A 16,268-nucleotide genomic window follows, 5' to 3' on the forward strand; every position below is an offset into this window, starting at 1 on the left:
GCGCTTTCTGGTCGAATTCGCACGTTTCGATTATCCATCCTAAGTATACTATGTTCCGAAAACAACCGGCGCGTCGCGAGACCCTGTTTTTCTTCCCGAAAACTCGATTTGACGAGAACCTGTTCGGCACATCGCCCGAGTATTGGTTGAACTTGCAGCGCAACACCGATTTGTGGGAGTCGCTCGACCTCCATCGCGATGATCTTGAGCGCATAGAGCCGCTCGCCTTGGGCATGGTGGGCTGAGCCTCTTTCGCCCGCCCGACCGCCTTGTTTCCGCTGTGCAACGGTTCGCCTCCGCACCCGCGCGATGCCGCTGTCGCGTCCTACCCTGGTGCTCGATAGCGCAGGCAGGGCAACTGATGAAGGCGAGGCGAGGCGGATGGGCGGGCATGACGGCGAACGCGAGGACGGGCGGGACGGCTCTTCCGGAAAGGACGCCTCCGGGGGCGGCATGGCGATGCACGGGGCGAACCTCAAGCGGCGGTTCTTCGCGAGCCTCGTGCTGACGATTCCCATCCTGCTGCTGTCCTCGCCCATGGGGATGGCGCTCCCCATCACGCTCGCGTTCCCCGGCTCGGACTGGGTCGTGGCGGCGCTCGCCACGGTGCTGTTCGTCTACGGCGGCATGCCGTTTCTGCGCGGGGCGGCGGACGAGCTCAGGCGCCGCCAGCCCGCCATGATGACGCTCGTGGCGCTCGGCATCACCACGGCCTACGCCTACAGCATCTACGCCTTCGTCCAGCGCTCCGTCCTGCACGCGGCGGGCATGCACATGGACTTCTTCTGGGAACTGGCCACGCTCATCGTCATCATGCTCCTGGGCCATTGGGTGGAGATGCGGGCCGTCATGGGCGCGGGCGACGCGCTCAAGGAGATGGCCGAGCTCCTGCCGGCGCAGGCCCACGTGGAGCGGCCGGACGGCTCCTTCGCCGATGCGCCGCTGTCCGAGGTGCAGGTGGGGCAGACCGTCATGGTAGAGGCGGGCGAGAAGGTGCCCGCCGACGGCGAGGTCGTGCGCGGCGAGTCGCAGGTGAACGAGGCGCTCGTCACCGGCGAGGCGCGCGACGTGGCCAAGGGAGCGGGCGACTCCGTGTTCGGCGGATCGCAGAACGGCGACGGCACGCTGTACGTGCGCGTGACCGGCACGGGCGAGTCGGGCTACCTTGCCCAGGTCATGAAGCTGGTGTCGCAGGCGCAGCAGGAGAAGTCGCGCGCCGAGGTGCTGTCGGACAAGGTGGCGCGCTGGCTGTTCTACGCCGCCGTGGGCGTGGGCGTCGCGGCCTTCGCCGCGTGGCTTGCCGTGACGGGTAGCGTGGGCGACGCGCTCACGCGCATGGTCACGGTGTTCGTCATCGCGTGCCCGCATGCGCTCGGCTTGGCCATACCGCTCGTGGCCGCGCGCTCCACGTCCATCGGCGCGCGGCACGGCCTGCTCGTGCGACGCCGACGGGCGCTTGAGGTGGCGCCGCGCGTGAACGTGGTGATGATGGACAAGACCGGCACGCTCACCGAGGGCGACTTCCGCGTGGCGGAGGTGCGCGCGGTGGGAAAGCCGGGCTCCGGCGATGGCAAGGGCGATAATGCCGGAGGGGCCGCCGGCACGGTCGCGGTAAATGACGAGAAAAACGGCGGCGCATCCGCCGACGACCGTGCCGATGACTGCGTGCTCGCGATCCTCGCCGGGCTCGAGCAGTCCTCGTCGCATCCGCTCGCGGCGAGCATCGTGGCCGCAGCACGCGACCGGGGCGTGCGCCCCGCGCCCGTGCGCGACGAGCACGCCGTGGCCGGCGTGGGCGTGGAGGGCACGCTCGAGGACGGGCGGAAGGCGCTCGTTGCGAACGCGCGCCACCTCGACGAGCGGCGCATCGTCTACGACCGCGACCTGTTCCAGCAGCTCGCAGGCCGCGGCCTCACGGTGAGCTTCCTCGTGATCGACGGCGTCGTGGCCGGCGTGGTGGCCCAGGGCGACGAGGTGAAGCCCACGGCGCGCGAGGCGGTGCGGCAGCTCAAGGAGCGCGGCATCGCGCCCGTCATGCTCACGGGCGACAACGAGGAGGCCGCGCGCGCCGTGGCCCGCGACCTCGGGATCGACGAGTTCCACGCTGGGCTCGTGCCCCAGGACAAGGTGCGCCTCGTGCAGAAGCGCCGCACGGCGGGCGACGTGGTCATGATGGTGGGCGACGGCATCAACGACGCGCCCGCCCTCGCGAAGGCCGACGTGGGCGTGGCCATCGGGGCGGGCACCGACGTTGCCATCGACTCCGCCGACGTCGTGCTCGTGAAGAGCGATCCGGAGGACATCGTGCGGCTGCTCGACCTGGGCACGAACACCACGCGCAAGATCAAGCAGAACCTCTGGTGGGGCGCCGGCTACAACATCGTGGCCATCCCGCTGGCGGCAGGCGTGCTGGCGCCCGCGGGCATCCTGCTGAGCCCCGCCGTGGGCGCCGTGCTCATGAGCCTGTCCACCGTCATCGTGGCCGTGAACGCCATGACGCTCAAAGACGACTGAGCCCGCACGGGGGCGTCCGGTTCTCGCCCCCGCTCCCGCCCACGTCCTCTTGCGCACGACGTCCCGTCAACGATTCCAAAAAATGTTAGCCAAGGCTTCCATTCTGCAAAAGTTTGCTATAAGATACTTTTGTTACATGAAGCTAACTCGATGGGAGCCACCATGGACAACGCAACGGTTGCAAGCATGCAGGGAACGGTCGGTCGTTCGGACGCGGGGTCTGCGCCCGGCATCGCGTGCCAGCAGATGCCGCTCTCGTTTCTGAGGGACGGCGAGACCGGCACGATCGCGAAGGTACGTGGTCGCGGTGACCTTCATCACCATCTGGAGAACCTCGGTTTCGTCGAAGGCGCGCAGGTGACGGTAGTCTCCGAGGCCGCCGGTGACCTCATCGTCGAGGTCAAGGGCACCCAGATTGCGCTCAACCGCCAGGTTGCATCCCGCATCATCACGAACGCCGCCGCTTAGCGTGTCCGCACCCCGCACGGTGCACCCTTCATAGCGAACATACTATGGCGTTCCGTGCACCGTACAACTGGTACAGCACGCACCCCGCAAGGAGCGCACCTCGCACGGTGCACCCTCACGGCGTGGATCCATGGTGCCATCTATAGCGTGCATCCCATGGTGGGCATCGTGCGCTGTGCACGTGCGAATGTTTCACGTGAAACATTCGTTCTAGACGAGCAGATGTTCCATGTGAAACATCTGCTCCGCACCGGCCGGAGCTTATCGAGTTGGCGTAATCGCAGGAAACATCAAGGAAAGGAAACGAGGCATATGGCAGAAGCTCAGGATCGAACGCTGCGCGACGTGGCCATCGGCAAAACCGCCACGGTCCGTCGTTTGAAAGGTGAGGGCGCGCTCAAGCGTCACATCATGGACATGGGCATCACCAAGGGGACGAGCGTGTTCGTCCGCAAAGTCGCGCCGTTGGGCGACCCGATCGAGGTCACAGTGCGCGGATACGAGCTGTCGCTGCGCAAGAGCGAGGCGGAGAGCATCCTCGTCGGCTGACGTTGCCGGGCGAAAGCGCCAGACGACGAGGGTAGAGGCGCTGCGGCGCTTCTCTTTTGAGACTAAGTTAGTAACAGCTAACTTATAACAGGTCGACGGGGAATGGCAGACCCCTGGAAACTTCGAAGCAGATGGAAAGGCTGAACATGGGAATTCGCATAGCGCTTGCCGGCAACCCGAACTGCGGCAAGACGACGATGTTCAACGATCTGACCGGCGCCAGCCAGTACGTTGGCAACTGGCCGGGCGTGACCGTTGAGAAGAAGGAAGGGAAGTACACCCGCGACAAGGACGTGGTCATCACGGACTTGCCGGGCGTGTACTCGCTGTCGCCGTACTCTCCCGAGGAGATCGTGACGCGCGACTACCTGTTGGAGGGCGGCCCCGATGTTGTCGTGAACCTCGTGGACGCGACGAACCTCGAACGCAACCTGTACCTGACCACGCAGATCCTCGACCTGGGCGTGCCCGTCGTGGTGGCGCTCAACATGATGGACCTCGTGAAGAAGAACGGCGACAAGATCGACGTGGCCGGCTTGTCGAAGCAGCTGGGCTGCCCCGTCGTCGAGACGACGGCGCTCAGGGGGCACGGCATGGCCGAGCTCATGGAAACCGCCGTGCACGCCGCGAAGGCCGGAAAGCCCGCCGAGCCGAAGATGCCCTTCGACGCGCAGGTGGAAGAGGCCATCGAGAAGATCGAGGGCATCCTGGGCAACCGCGTGTCCTCGGCAACCGCGCGCTGGTTCGCCATCAAGCTGTTCGAAGGCGAGGAGCGCACCGTTGCCGCCATGAAGCTCAGCGATGCCGATCTCAAGGCGGTCGAGGCGATCCGCGAAGAGGTGGAGGGCAAGCTCGACGACGACGCCGAGAGCATCATTACGTCCGAGCGCTACAACGCCATCACGCACGTCGTCGACGAGACGATGAAGCGCTCGCGCAAGGACATGACCACCACGCAGAAGATCGACCGCGTGGTGACGAACCGCTGGCTGGGCCTGCCCATCTTCGTGGTGGTCATGGCGCTCGTGTACTACCTGGCCATCTCCGTGGGCACGGGCGTGGTCACCGACTGGGCCAACGACGGCATCTCCGGCGACGGCTTTCTGTACACCGGCGGCGCGGCCTACGAAGAGGCCGTGGGCGCATGGGAAGAGTCCGTGGCCGCCGCCGAGGAGGCCGGTGCGAGCGAGGAGGAGCTGGCGCTGTTGGCCGAAGAGGAGCCCGACCCCTCCGACGGCTCGTACGGTCTATGGATCCCCGGTTTGGGAGCGGTGATCGGAGGTGCCCTCGAAGCGGCCGACGTCGCCCCGTGGCTCCAGAGCCTCGTGATGGACGGCATCGTCGCGGGCGTCGGCGCCGTGATCGGCTTCATCCCCCAGATGATCATCCTGTTCCTGCTGTTGGCGTTGCTCGAAGGGTGCGGCTACCTGGCGCGCGTCGCGTTCATCATGGACCGCGTGTTCCGCCGCTTCGGCCTGTCCGGCAAGAGCTTCATCCCGATGCTCGTCGCGTCCGGTTGCGGCGTGCCCGCCGTCACGGCCACGAAGACCATCGAGAACGAGAAAGATCGCCGCATGACCATCATGACGACGACGATGATCCCCTGCGGTGCGAAGATGCCCATCATCGCGCTCGTGTTCGGCGCCATCGCCGGAGGCAATACCGAGCAAACCTGGTGGATCGCGCCCGCGTTCTACTTCTTGGGCGTCATCGCCATCATCGTCTCGGGCGTCATGCTGAAGAAGACCAGGATGTTCGCCGGCCCCGCGTCGCCCTTCGTCATGGAGCTCCCAACCTATCATATGCCTACCGTGAAGTCCGTCCTGCTGTCCACGTGGGACCGCATCAAGGGCTACATCGTCAAAGCCGGTACGATCATCTTCCTGTCCACCATCGTCATCTGGCTGCTCATGAACTTCGGCGACGCGGGCGAGGGCTTCGGTTTGCTCGACACCGAGACGGACAACTACATCCAGTACAGCCTCATGGCGGGTTTGGGCAACGCGATCGGCTGGATCTTCGCGCCGCTCGGCTTCGGAGACTGGCAGGCCACCGTCACGTCCGTCACCGGCCTTGTGGCGAAGGAGAACGTCGTGGCCACCGTCGGCATTCTGACCAGCCTGGGCGAGGTCGGGGAGACCGATCCTGCCATGTGGGCCGCGTTCGCCGCCCTGTTCGCGGGATCGGTGCCGGCCATCCTCGCCTTCTGCGCCTTCAACCTGCTGTGCGCGCCCTGCTTCGCCGCCATCGGTACCATCTGGCGCGAGATGGGCAACGCGAAATGGACCTGGTTCACCATCGGCTACATGACCGTCTTCGCATGGTGCATCGGGCTGATGTTCTACCAGTTCGGCGGCCTCATCACCGGCGAGCTGACGTTCAACCTGTGGACCGGCGTTGCGGTCGTGGTGCTGGCCGGCATGCTGTTCCAGATCTTCCGGCCCATGCCCGCCTTCGACAAGAAGAAGGGCGAGGTCGCAGGCAAGCTTGAAGCAGAGGGCGGCGTCGCGTAAGCGGCGCGACAGAGGTTGCTCGGGGGAGGGGGATCCCTCGGACCCTACTCGCAAGAAAGGAGTCGAGATGCTCGGTTTGGAATTCACCCCGTCCACGGTGGTCGTCGGACTCGTCGTGCTGGCGCTCGCGTTCCTCGCGATTCGACGCCTGGTGCGCAACGGCCCGTGCGATTGCCACAAGGGGGATGACATGCACGGCGGATGCGCCGGCGGATGCGCGGGCTGCTCCGGCTGCGGTGCCGCCGACCGCATGGTGGCCGACATGCAGAAGCGCGCCGCGGCCGAGCCTCGCCGCTAAGCGTCGCGCAACCACACAACGATCAGCGAACGGATGTTTCACGTGAAACATCCGTTTCGCCGCTTCCGGGGGCGGGCGAGAATGGCAAGAAATCGCCGGATTTGGCAGATCGGTCGCGCGCTGCGGGTGTGCCGGCCTGCCTTCTTTTGTTTAGCTTCTGGTTGCAGCGAGGCCCTGCCCGGCGGGCGCGCTCCGCGCCCGCCGGAAGCGGCGCCGTTTCGAATTCGGCGATTTCTTGCCGTTTCGACGAAAGGCTGCATGGAGGGCGCCTCGTGGGCGCGGGTGATCCGCGCTGTGCCAGGCAACGGCTCGGCTGTGCTCGCGCCTTGAGCGCTCGTGGGCGTGCGTGATTCCCGCCGATCCGTCTCGTCTGTGTGGAGAGATTGTAAACCTCAGTAAACTCCCATTGCAGTCACATATAAGTTGACCTAAACTAACAAATGTCAGGTAGGGCAAAGGAATCGAGTCCTCAGACATTTTTTATCACCAACACGGTGGTGGAGACTCCTCTCGTCTGGTCGTCCATCACACTGCGGCCAGCGAGGCCTCCCCCTTCCTCGCTGGCTCTTCCTTTCCCTCCGTACGGGCGCTCGATTTCGTCGGACCTTGTCGTGTGGTACCATGTGACGACGAACCGAAGGAGGCCCCGTGGAGAAGATGTCCAAGTCGCATGAGGACTATCTCGAAGCAATCGTCATGCTGGGCGGCACGACGGAGGCGTCGGTGAGGTCTGTCGACGTCGCAACGAAACTCGGCGTGTCGAAGGCCTCGGTGAACAAGGCCATCGCCTCGCTGAAGGAGAAGGGCCTTGCGGACCAGCCTTATTATGGCGATATAACACTCACCGACGAGGGGTACGACTATGGGGTGTCCATTTTGGATCGACATCACCTGCTGTTCGCGTTCCTTACCAAGGCCCTCGGAATCCCCGCTGAGCGTGCTGAAGAAGAGGCCTGCCTCATGGAGCATGCAATCAGTGATGACTCTTTTGCAAAGTGGAGCGCTTACGTCAAGAAGCTCGACTTGTAGCATTGTCGCGGGCTCAGCGCGGTCTTATGCGGCAAGGCGCGTGCTGGTGCGCGGTGTATGCAAAGTACCGATGGTTATCGATTCGGTTATCGCCTGGTTTCGAAGGAGCGCAGATATGTTGCAGGCTTCTGCATCGGTGGCAGAATCATGCTCAGTGTGCTATGCTGCACCGAGCTTCCGGCATTACACACACCAGTAACGAACCACGATGCATAAAGGAGCGCATTCCGTTTGGCTAAACAGACGAATATTCTCTCGTTCGATGAGGTAAGGCAAGGCGTGCGCACACGTCCGAACTCGGAGCATGCTTCAAGCGCCCGTTCCTCGTATCGCCAAGAGAACCGCTCGCAACGCCCCGCATCTTTGGTTTCCACAACTTCTCGAGAGCGGGTCGGCGCCTTTTCCGGCTTGACGCCCGCCGCTTCTCGCCCGACCGCGACCTCTCGCCGTTTCGCATCCGACGCGTTTCCCGACACGACCGCCGCTTCGTCTTTTGGGAGTCGCGCTGTGCGTGCCGAAGCATCCGTTGCCGATCGGTATGGATTCCCATCGGATCGTGGAGCAAAAGCCGGTCGTGGTACGTCGGCTGGCCGCGGTATCGGAGACGCGCGTCGTGCCCGGAGCGGCACAGAGACGCGCCGGGCAGACGAGGGTTGCGACGACGATCCTGTGCAGAATGATTCCATTCGGCGCAAAGAGTCGCGTCTTGCCTCCCTGAAGCGCTCCCGCGCGAAGAACAAAGCCGGCCGCGCATATTCGAAGCAGTTCGGCGATACGGAGTCATCGGCTTCCCAAGGGGGACCGCGGGCTGCGGTATACAAGGGAGAAATGGGCGCGAAGCACCGGCAGGCAGCTCGCATGCAGGACAAAACCTCGACGCGCGCGGCGAAGCGCGGTTCGAAGGCGGCCTCCAGCCCGTCATCCGCTTCTGCACCTAAGTTCATAGCAAGCATGACGGTAGTCGTCTGCCTTGCGCTGTCGTGCTTGTTTTTGTATCCGTCAGTACAGCAGTATTACCAATCGGTGCGCGAACGTGATCGCCTTGCGGCCGAATATGCCGCCCTTGTGGAGCGCAACAATGCGATCCAGGGAGAGGTGTCCTCTTTGCAAACCGATGCAGGCATAGAGAATGCGGCTCACGATCAGCTGGGCTGGATCAAGGAAGGCGAGCAGACGGCCAAGGTATCGGGCCTCTCGTCTTCCGAAGAGAAGAGCGCGTCCGTGCACGCTAATATTGTATCGGGTAGCATAGCGGCGCCAGAAACCTGGTATTCGCCGATTCTCGATCCGCTGTTTGGCGTCGAGTAGGGGGGCCGATGATCCCGAACGGCAGGTGTGGAACAGCGATGAGCGCGCCGGGCCGCTACGCCGCTATCGATATTGGCACGGTCACATGCCGCATGCTCGTGGCCGACATCGATGAGCGGGGACGGCTGACCGAACTTGACAGAGAATATGCGATCACGAATCTGGGTGAGGGCGTCGACGCTTCGGGCGTGCTTCGTCCAGAGGCGATGAGGCGCGTTGTCGATGCGATTGTGCGATTCCAAGAGGTGCTTGCAGCATATAAGGCTCCTGACGCTCCGGACGTGCGGGTGACCGCTGTGGCCACGTCGGCCGCGCGCGATGCGGACAACTCCGAAGAATTCGGTGCGCTGCTGCGCGACGCCGGTATTGAACTTACGGTGATCCCCGGTGAGCGCGAGGCGGCGCTGTCCTTCGCCGGCGCTTCATGCGAGTTTGGCGGCGAACGGCTGATCGTGGTCGACATAGGCGGCGGCTCCACCGAGGTCATCGTGGGAACGGCGGGCTGCGAGCCGGATCGCATGCATTCGTTCGACATCGGATGCCGTAGGGTGACCGAGAAGTTTCTCGCATCCGATCCCCCGAGCAAGGATGAACTCGCCGCCGCTCGTTCATGGATAGCGAAGGGCATGCATCCGTTCTTTGAGAGGCTGCGCGTTGCAGACCATGTGCCAAATCGGCTGGTTGCAGTTGCTGGGACGGCAACCACGGTGGTGTCCGTCCACGAGCACATGAAGGTGTACGACGCAACGCGCGTTCACAAGGCGATCGTTGCGCGCCCGATGCTCGATAGCGTGTATGACGAGCTTCGCTGCGCGCCGCTGGCGGAACGCCAAAAGATCGTGGGTCTCGATCCCGGTCGTGCGCCGGTGATCGTGGCAGGTATGATCATCCTGCAAACCGTGCTCGATCTTGCCGGATTCGATTCATTCACCGTGAGCGAGACGGACATTCTCCACGGCATTGTCTTGCGGGAGGCGGAAAGGGAGCAGGCGCGCACGTCAAAGATTGCAGCGTCGTCCGATGACGTGCTACCATGATTCCGGTCGCCGTTCAGCGAATCCGAACATCCTGGGGGCGTGGCGGAATTGGCATACGCAGGGGACTTAAAATCCTCCGCCGCAAGGCTTGCGGGTTCGAGTCCCGCCGCCCCTACCATATTGGATTGTTTGCGAATACCGAACCTTGCCTCGGGATGTCCCAATGAGGTTCAAAAATAACGCAGCCCTGGGCGATATGCGGGAATAACGGAAAAATGCGCCGCTCGTGAAGCCGGTTCAAGTCGACTGCGGGCATTGTGATACCATGACCAACGGCCGTGCAGACGAACCCGTGTAGAGAAGAGCCATGGACAACATCAACGAGATCATCGCAGCTGTTAAAGAGCCTCCTGAATCATTCGAAGAGTACTTGTCGCTATACGCTGATCGCGTGGGCGATCTGGTGAATTCGTTCATCCCGAAAGGCTCTCATCCCGATATGGATCGCTATCTGTACGATCCTCTTGTCGCGTACAGCAGAAACGGCGGAAAGCGTCATCGTCCGCTCATCTGCTTTGCCGCGTGCCTTGCGGTCGGCGGCGACATGGAACGCGCTACGAGCGCTGCATCCGCTATCGAGCATTTCCATACGGCAGCTCTCATCCACGACGATATCGCTGACGAGGCCGAGCTGCGTCGCGGCGAGCCGTGCATGCACCTCACCGAAGGGGTGGGCCTTGCCATCAATGCCGGAGATCTGGCGCTATCGCTTGTGAACGGGACGGTCGTATCGGATACGGGACTCGATGATGCGACGAAAGTGCGCGTCATTACCGAGCTCATCGACATGACGCGTCGCACAATCGAAGGCCAGGCGCTCGACATCGGTTGGGCGCGCGACAGCCGTTACGATATCACGCCCGAGGACTACCTCGTCATGGCCACGCATAAAACGGCTCATTACTCCGGTGCCGTGCCGCTCGCCATTGGCGCCATCATAGGTGGCGGAACCGAGGCTGAGATTGAGGCGCTGCGCAACTATGGCTTGGACACGGGCCTGGCGTTCCAGATCCAAGACGACCTTCTGAATTTGATCGGCAGCGAAGAGTCCACGAAGAAGGATTTCCGTAACGATATCACGGAGGGCAAGCGCACGCTTATGGTGGTGCACGCGCTTCAGCATTCCGATGAGCGCGATCGCCTTATCGAGATCCTCTCGTCGAAAGAGAAAGACCAAAGAGTGCTCGCCGATGCTGTTGCTATCATGGAGGCATCAGGCAGCATCGACTATGCGCGCAGCTATGCCGAGAACCTTACGAGCATTGCAAAGAATCGCCTGATCGACATGGTGCGCCCCTCCGCTTCGCGCGATCTTCTGGTGAGCATGGCCGATTGGTTCGTGAACCGGTTGAAGTGATTCTGAGCGTTGCCGCGCGTCTTTCACGTTGCAGGACGGCCGATGCGACATGGGGGAATCTGAGGCAGCTTCAATAGTCGCTCTGTTGCTTTGGTGGAAGCGCCGTCCCGGTACAGGGCGGCGCTTTCTTTCTGCGGTACCATGACGACTATGGAAACCATTAAGCGACATGATACAGGTCCTGCGGTCGAGGACGTGCAGCAGCGCCTCGCGATCGTCGGCCTCCTCGACGAAGACGAGGTCGACGGCGTATTCGGCGAGCGAACGGCGTCCGCCGTATGGGCGTTTTGCGAGCATGCGTGCCTGCCCGTTTCGGACGAGGTCACGGACAAGGTGTGGTCCGCTCTGGTAGATGCATCCTTTCAACTGGGCGACCGCACGTTATATCTGCGAATGCCCCACTTTCATGGCCAGGATGTGCTCGAGCTGCAAGGTGCCCTCGGTGCGCTCGGATTCGCGTGCGGTGAGACCGACGGTATTTTTGGTGCTTTCACCGAGCTGGCTCTTCGCAAGTTCCAGCTGAATCTCGGCCTTCCGTCCGACGGTATCGCCGGCGCCTATACCTACGCGGCGCTTCGCAACCTGCATCATTCCTGGGAGGGCAAGGAAGCTGTGCACGGCTCGAGCCACCTGGGCTTCGCCCGAGCTGCCGACGTGCTTGAGCGCAACGCCTTGTGCCTGTTCGGAACAAAGGAATTCACGCGCAGCGTGGCTTCTCGCATGTCGAATCTCGCGCTGGCCACAAGCCCTGCATCCAAGATTGTAAGCGCAGATTCTCTGTTGGTGGCGCCCGATAGCTCCATGCTGCTCGTTCATATCGTCCTGCCTGATGAGAATACGGCTCCGAGCGTCCCGCGGGTCAGCTACGAAGGCGAGGAGACGTTGGCTTTGCGGCTGGAGACGGCTATCGGCGTCGCTGAAGAGTCGGCCCCGTCGCGGATTGCCGTTGAGCTGACGGGCACCGCATGGGGAGACGCCGGCGAAGGACGTTCGGCGCAGCATTTCGCCATCACGTTGCTCGATGCGCTCTGTTCAGCCCTTTCCTAGCTAGAAGGCCTCGCTTAGACGACTGCGTCTGGAGAACTCAATAAACCCGGACATGTTTCTACGCCAGATGGTGTATTTGCATGTCGGTTCGATGACGGGGCCGCATCGGTTCGCGCATGCCCCGTATACTGGCGCTACCAGGACGCTGCGAACCTATACGGTGCATTCATCTGACTGTCGGCCTTGAGACGACAGGACGGTTCGATGGTAACGACAGGCGAAAAGAAAGCAGGTGCGTCATGACCGACGAGCAGAACAATCAGCAGCCTTTACAACCGACGCCTCCCGAAGCGGCTCCCCAGCAGCAGGCTGGTGCGTCGGTTCCCGATTCGGCCGGGTCGCAGATGCCAGCGTACCAGCAGGCAGCGCCGTACCAGCAGCCTCCGATGAACCAGCACGTGCCGCCGCAGCCGATGTACGGAGCCCCGCAGCCCCAGCCCGTATACGCTCCCGCTCCGCTCATGCAGCTGACGGGGGGCATGAAGTTTGCCTGGCTCGTGGTGGGCGCCCTCATGGGCATCCCAGGCATCATCATCGCCTGGCTTGTGAACGTCGACAAGATGCCGCAGGTGAAAAGCGACGCGCTCAAGTTCGCCATCATCGGCTTCGTGATTTGGATTGTGATCGGCCTTTTGATCGGCTTGGCTATCGGCGGCATGATCTCTGCGGTTGCAGCAAGCGTCATGGGATACGGTGGTTACGGCCACGGCTACTACTAGGATGCGCGCTGTGCGACCGCAATCTGGAAAATCGCTTCTCTTTGAAGAGCCCCGCGGGGCTCTTCTTCTTGTGCGCAAAAGCCAGTGGTACAATTGCCTCGTTTTCCATGTACCTGCGCGTGCGCAGGCTTGAGACCCACCGCACAAAGGAGCACACATGCCACGTCCCATGACCATGGCGGAGAAGATCCTCGCCGCCCATGCGGGGCTCGACGAAGTGGAGCCGGGTCAGCTGATCGAATGCGATCTCGACCTCGTGCTGTCCAACGACGTTACCGCCCCCATCGCCGTCAAAGAATTCCGCAAGATCGGCGTTGAGAAGGTGTTCGATCCCACGAAGATCGCGCTCGTGCCCGATCATTACGTCCCCAACAAGGACATCAAGAGCGCCGAGCAGGCCAAGATCGTGCGCGACTTCGCGCGCGAGCAGGGCATCACCCACTACTACGAGGTGGGCTGCATGGGCGTCGAGCATGCGCTGCTTCCCGAGCAGGGCGTCGTCGGCGCGGGCGACCTCATCATCGGCGCGGACAGCCACACCTGCACGTACGGTGCGCTGGGCGCGTTCGCCACGGGCGTGGGCTCCACCGACGCCGGCGTGGGCTACGCCACCGGCAAAGCGTGGTTCAAGGTGCCCGAGTCGCTGCTGTTCAAGATCGAGGGCGAGCTGGCCCCCGGCGTCACCGGCAAGGACGTCATCCTGCACATCATCGGCATGATCGGCGTGGACGGCGCGCTCTACCAGGCCATGGAATTCACCGGCAGCGCCATTCGGAGCATTGGCATGGACGAGCGCATGAGCATCTCGAATATGGCCATCGAAGCGGGCGGTAAGGCCGGCCTCATCGAGGTCGACGACGTGACGCGCGCCTATATGGACGGCCGCACCGAGCGCCCCTACACCGAGTACCACTCCGACGCCGATGCGACGTACGCGAAGGTTTACGAGATCGACGCCGCCTCCATCGTGCCCACCGTGTCGTTCCCGCATCTGCCGTCGAACACGCGCCCGGCCGCCGAGGCGCGCGACATTAAGATCGACCAGGCCGTCATCGGCAGCTGCACGAACGGCCGCATCGTCGACATGCGCCAGGCCGCCGACGTGCTGCGCGGGCGGAAGATCCACCCCGACGTGCGCTGCATCGTGATCCCCGCCACGCAGGCCGTGTACCGCCAGTGCATGGAGGAGGGCCTCATGGACGTGTTCCTCGATGCGAACTGCGCCGTATCCACGCCCACCTGTGGTCCCTGCCTGGGCGGCTACATGGGCATCCTTGCCGCCGGCGAGCGCGCCATCGCCACGACGAACCGCAACTTCGTCGGCCGCATGGGCGATCCCACGAGCGAGGTCTACCTGTCCTCGCCGGCCATCGCCGCGGCGAGCGCGGTGCTCGGCCACATCGGCCTGCCGGAAGACTTGGACTAGGAGGGACTGCGACCATGCAATTCAAAGGAACCGCGCACCGCTACGGGCGCGACATCGATACCGACGTCATCATCCCGGCTCGCTACCTGACCACGTCCGATCCGGCCGAGCTGGCGAAGCACTGCCTCGAGGACCTCGACACGTCGTTCATCGAGCGCGTGCAACCCGGCGACATCATCGTGGCCGACGAGAACTTCGGCTGCGGCTCGTCGCGCGAGCACGCGCCCATCGCCATCAAGGCGGCTGGCGTCGACGTGGTCATCGCCAAGAGCTTCGCGCGCATCTTCTACCGCAACTCCATCAACACGGGCCTCGCCATCATGGAGTGCCCCGAAGCGGTGGACGCCATCAGCCAGGGCGACGTGGTGAGCGTGGACGCCGACGCGGGCGTCATCGTGAACGAGACGACGGGCCAGACCTTCGAGGCTCAGCCGTTCCCTCCGTTCATCCGCGAGATCATCGAAGCTGGCGGCCTGATCAACCGCACGAAGGCGAAGATGGGGAAGTAAGTTGTTCCGCCGTTCTACGAACGGCGGAACGGCTCGACGCTGCGGCTTTCTGAGGCAGCCCGCCTCGCGGCGAAGACAAAGACTCGCGTACTGAAGTACGCTTTTCCTTCGCCTTCCCCACGATCCGGGCTGCCTCAGAAACCCTCGCTGACTTTATTGGACCTGCAAAGTGAGGAAAAACATGGCCAAAACCTACAACATCTGCCTGCTTCCCGGCGACGGCATCGGCCCCGAGATCATCGCCGAGGGCGTCAAGGTGCTGGACGCGGTGGGCGTGAAGTACGACACGGCGTTCGCCTACACCGAGGCGCTGCTGGGCGGGTGCGCCATCGACGCGACGGGAACCGCGCTGCCGGACGAGACGCTGCACGTAGCCGAAGCCTCCGACGCCGTGCTGCTGGCGGCCGTCGGCGGCCCGAAGTGGGACACCACGGATCCGGCGAAGCCGCGTCCGGAGCAGGGTCTGCTGGGCATCCGCAAGGCACTGGGCCTGTACACGAACCTGCGCCCCGTGCAGATCTTCGCCGCGCTGGCCGACGCGTCCACGCTCAAGCCGGAGATCGTGGACGGCGTGGACATGATGATCGTGCGCGAGCTGACCGGCGGGTTGTACTTCGGTCGTCGCGAACGCTTCTACGACGAAGAGGGCTGCGGCACCCACGGCGCCGCCGGCCAGCGCGCTTACGACACGCTCGAGTACCGCGAGTACGAGGTCGAGCGCATCGCGCGCCAGGCGTTTGAGGCCGCGCGCAAGCGCCGCAACAAGGTGACGAGCGTCGACAAGGCGAACGTGCTGGAGACGAGCCGCATGTGGCGCGAGATCGTGCACCGCATCGGCGCGGAGGAGTACCCCGACGTGGAACTCGAGGACCTGCTCGTGGACAACACGGCCATGCAGCTCATCAGCCGCCCCGTCGATTTCGACGTGGTGGTGACCGAGAACATGTTCGGCGACATCCTGTCCGACGAAGCCGCCCAGATCACCGGCTCGCTCGGCATGCTGGCCAGCGCCAGCCTCGGCGACGGCACGGCGCTCTACGAGCCCAGCCACGGCAGCGCGCCCGACATCGCGGGGAAGGGCATCGCGAACCCGCTCGCGCAGATCCTGTCCGTCGAGATGATGCTGCGCTACAGCTTCAACCTGGGTGAGGCCGCCGACGACATCCGCCGCGCGGTGACCGCCGTGCTCGACGAGGGCTGGCGCACCGGCGACATCAAGCAGGCCGACACCCCCGCCGACAAGGTGGTCGGTACCGTTCAGATGGGCGACCTCGTGGTGGCGCACCTGTAGGGATCCGGAGGTGCACACGGTGCACGGTCTCAAGCGGCGTGACGGCTTGCGCGAAACGACCCCTCCCGAGCGAATGCTCGGGAGGGGTCGTTTCGCGTATGAAGCCCGTTTCGGTTCCATGGCGGGACGGCGATAGCCTGTCTTTCCGATTTCTCGAAACGTGTCTACGGTAAAAAAGCGCGTTCTGGGAAATGGTGGATAGA

The 16,268-nt window shown here is 63.5% G+C and carries 15 protein-coding genes and 1 tRNA gene; all 16 read left to right on the forward strand.

Annotated elements, in window-relative coordinates; genetic code table 11:
• Nucleotides 1-50: 50 nt before the first annotated feature.
• Nucleotides 51-245, forward strand: coding sequence for a helix-turn-helix domain-containing protein (locus tag C2L71_RS12185; RefSeq protein ID WP_187143304.1), 195 nt, complete (start codon nucleotides 51-53; stop codon nucleotides 243-245).
• A 136-nt stretch (nucleotides 246-381) separates the two neighbouring features.
• A complete protein-coding gene (locus C2L71_RS06980) occupies nucleotides 382-2,514 on the forward strand; it encodes an HAD-IC family P-type ATPase (protein WP_103265062.1) in 2,133 nt (710 codons plus the stop codon).
• 162 nt (nucleotides 2,515-2,676) lie between these two features.
• Complete coding sequence (locus C2L71_RS06985; RefSeq protein WP_239926451.1) at nucleotides 2,677-2,982, forward strand: FeoA family protein; 306 nt, start codon at nucleotides 2,677-2,679, stop codon at nucleotides 2,980-2,982.
• A gap of 312 nt (nucleotides 2,983-3,294) precedes the next feature.
• Entirely contained in the window at nucleotides 3,295-3,531 is a 237-nt protein-coding gene (locus C2L71_RS06990) for a FeoA family protein (RefSeq protein WP_103265064.1), read from the forward strand.
• Nucleotides 3,532-3,677: 146 nt separating this feature from the next.
• Nucleotides 3,678-6,044: a ferrous iron transporter B gene (gene feoB, locus C2L71_RS06995; protein WP_103265065.1), complete on the forward strand. Its 2,367-nt coding sequence runs from the start codon at nucleotides 3,678-3,680 to the stop codon at nucleotides 6,042-6,044.
• Between the two features lie 67 nt (nucleotides 6,045-6,111).
• Entirely contained in the window at nucleotides 6,112-6,342 is a 231-nt protein-coding gene (locus C2L71_RS07000) for a hypothetical protein (protein WP_103265066.1), read from the forward strand.
• A 648-nt stretch (nucleotides 6,343-6,990) separates the two neighbouring features.
• Complete coding sequence (locus tag C2L71_RS07005) at nucleotides 6,991-7,371, forward strand: metal-dependent transcriptional regulator (RefSeq protein ID WP_103265067.1); 381 nt, start codon at nucleotides 6,991-6,993, stop codon at nucleotides 7,369-7,371.
• 858 nt (nucleotides 7,372-8,229) lie between these two features.
• Nucleotides 8,230-8,679, forward strand: a complete 450-nt coding sequence (locus C2L71_RS12290; RefSeq protein ID WP_239926453.1) for an FtsB family cell division protein — start codon at nucleotides 8,230-8,232, stop codon at nucleotides 8,677-8,679.
• A gap of 38 nt (nucleotides 8,680-8,717) precedes the next feature.
• The gene (locus C2L71_RS07015) at nucleotides 8,718-9,716 is read left to right on the forward strand and encodes a Ppx/GppA phosphatase family protein (protein ID WP_239926455.1); all 999 of its coding nucleotides are present in this window, start codon (nucleotides 8,718-8,720) and stop codon (nucleotides 9,714-9,716) included.
• A gap of 33 nt (nucleotides 9,717-9,749) precedes the next feature.
• Nucleotides 9,750-9,834, forward strand: a tRNA-Leu gene (locus tag C2L71_RS07020).
• Between the two features lie 189 nt (nucleotides 9,835-10,023).
• Nucleotides 10,024-11,073 carry a polyprenyl synthetase family protein gene (locus C2L71_RS07025; protein ID WP_103265070.1) on the forward strand — a complete coding sequence of 350 codons (1,050 nt, stop codon included), beginning with the start codon at nucleotides 10,024-10,026 and terminating at the stop codon, nucleotides 11,071-11,073.
• Nucleotides 11,074-11,214: 141 nt separating this feature from the next.
• Nucleotides 11,215-12,120, forward strand: a complete 906-nt coding sequence (locus tag C2L71_RS07030; protein WP_103265143.1) for a peptidoglycan-binding domain-containing protein — start codon at nucleotides 11,215-11,217, stop codon at nucleotides 12,118-12,120.
• A gap of 239 nt (nucleotides 12,121-12,359) precedes the next feature.
• On the forward strand, nucleotides 12,360-12,839 hold the full coding sequence (locus C2L71_RS07035; RefSeq protein ID WP_239926457.1) for a spore coat protein SP96: 480 nt from the start codon (nucleotides 12,360-12,362) through the stop codon (nucleotides 12,837-12,839).
• 157 nt (nucleotides 12,840-12,996) lie between these two features.
• Nucleotides 12,997-14,265, forward strand: coding sequence for a 3-isopropylmalate dehydratase large subunit (gene leuC, locus C2L71_RS07040; protein WP_103265071.1), 1,269 nt, complete (start codon nucleotides 12,997-12,999; stop codon nucleotides 14,263-14,265).
• A gap of 14 nt (nucleotides 14,266-14,279) precedes the next feature.
• Nucleotides 14,280-14,774, forward strand: coding sequence for a 3-isopropylmalate dehydratase small subunit (locus C2L71_RS07045; protein WP_103265072.1), 495 nt, complete (start codon nucleotides 14,280-14,282; stop codon nucleotides 14,772-14,774).
• A gap of 181 nt (nucleotides 14,775-14,955) precedes the next feature.
• The gene (leuB, locus tag C2L71_RS07050) at nucleotides 14,956-16,065 is read left to right on the forward strand and encodes a 3-isopropylmalate dehydrogenase (RefSeq protein ID WP_103265073.1); all 1,110 of its coding nucleotides are present in this window, start codon (nucleotides 14,956-14,958) and stop codon (nucleotides 16,063-16,065) included.
• Nucleotides 16,066-16,268 lie beyond the last annotated feature (203 nt).

The sequence above is a fragment of the Enteroscipio rubneri genome (assembly GCF_002899715.1).
GTDB lineage: Bacteria > Actinomycetota > Coriobacteriia > Coriobacteriales > Eggerthellaceae > Enteroscipio > Enteroscipio rubneri.

Excerpts from the sequence above, each read along its gene's own strand:
- C2L71_RS12185 (WP_187143304.1), top strand. The coding sequence starts at position 51 with ATGTTCCGAAAACAACCGGCGCGTCGCGAGACCCTGTTTTTCTTCCCG.
- C2L71_RS06980 (WP_103265062.1), top strand. The coding sequence starts at position 382 with ATGGGCGGGCATGACGGCGAACGCGAGGACGGGCGGGACGGCTCTTCC.
- C2L71_RS06985 (WP_239926451.1), top strand. The coding sequence starts at position 2,677 with ATGGACAACGCAACGGTTGCAAGCATGCAGGGAACGGTCGGTCGTTCG.
- C2L71_RS06990 (WP_103265064.1), top strand. The coding sequence starts at position 3,295 with ATGGCAGAAGCTCAGGATCGAACGCTGCGCGACGTGGCCATCGGCAAA.
- feoB (WP_103265065.1), top strand. The coding sequence starts at position 3,678 with ATGGGAATTCGCATAGCGCTTGCCGGCAACCCGAACTGCGGCAAGACG.
- C2L71_RS07000 (WP_103265066.1), top strand. The coding sequence starts at position 6,112 with ATGCTCGGTTTGGAATTCACCCCGTCCACGGTGGTCGTCGGACTCGTC.
- C2L71_RS12290 (WP_239926453.1), top strand. The coding sequence starts at position 8,230 with ATGCAGGACAAAACCTCGACGCGCGCGGCGAAGCGCGGTTCGAAGGCG.
- C2L71_RS07015 (WP_239926455.1), top strand. The coding sequence starts at position 8,718 with ATGAGCGCGCCGGGCCGCTACGCCGCTATCGATATTGGCACGGTCACA.
- C2L71_RS07025 (WP_103265070.1), top strand. The coding sequence starts at position 10,024 with ATGGACAACATCAACGAGATCATCGCAGCTGTTAAAGAGCCTCCTGAA.
- C2L71_RS07030 (WP_103265143.1), top strand. The coding sequence starts at position 11,215 with ATGACGACTATGGAAACCATTAAGCGACATGATACAGGTCCTGCGGTC.
- C2L71_RS07035 (WP_239926457.1), top strand. The coding sequence starts at position 12,360 with ATGACCGACGAGCAGAACAATCAGCAGCCTTTACAACCGACGCCTCCC.
- leuC (WP_103265071.1), top strand. The coding sequence starts at position 12,997 with ATGCCACGTCCCATGACCATGGCGGAGAAGATCCTCGCCGCCCATGCG.
- C2L71_RS07045 (WP_103265072.1), top strand. The coding sequence starts at position 14,280 with ATGCAATTCAAAGGAACCGCGCACCGCTACGGGCGCGACATCGATACC.
- leuB (WP_103265073.1), top strand. The coding sequence starts at position 14,956 with ATGGCCAAAACCTACAACATCTGCCTGCTTCCCGGCGACGGCATCGGC.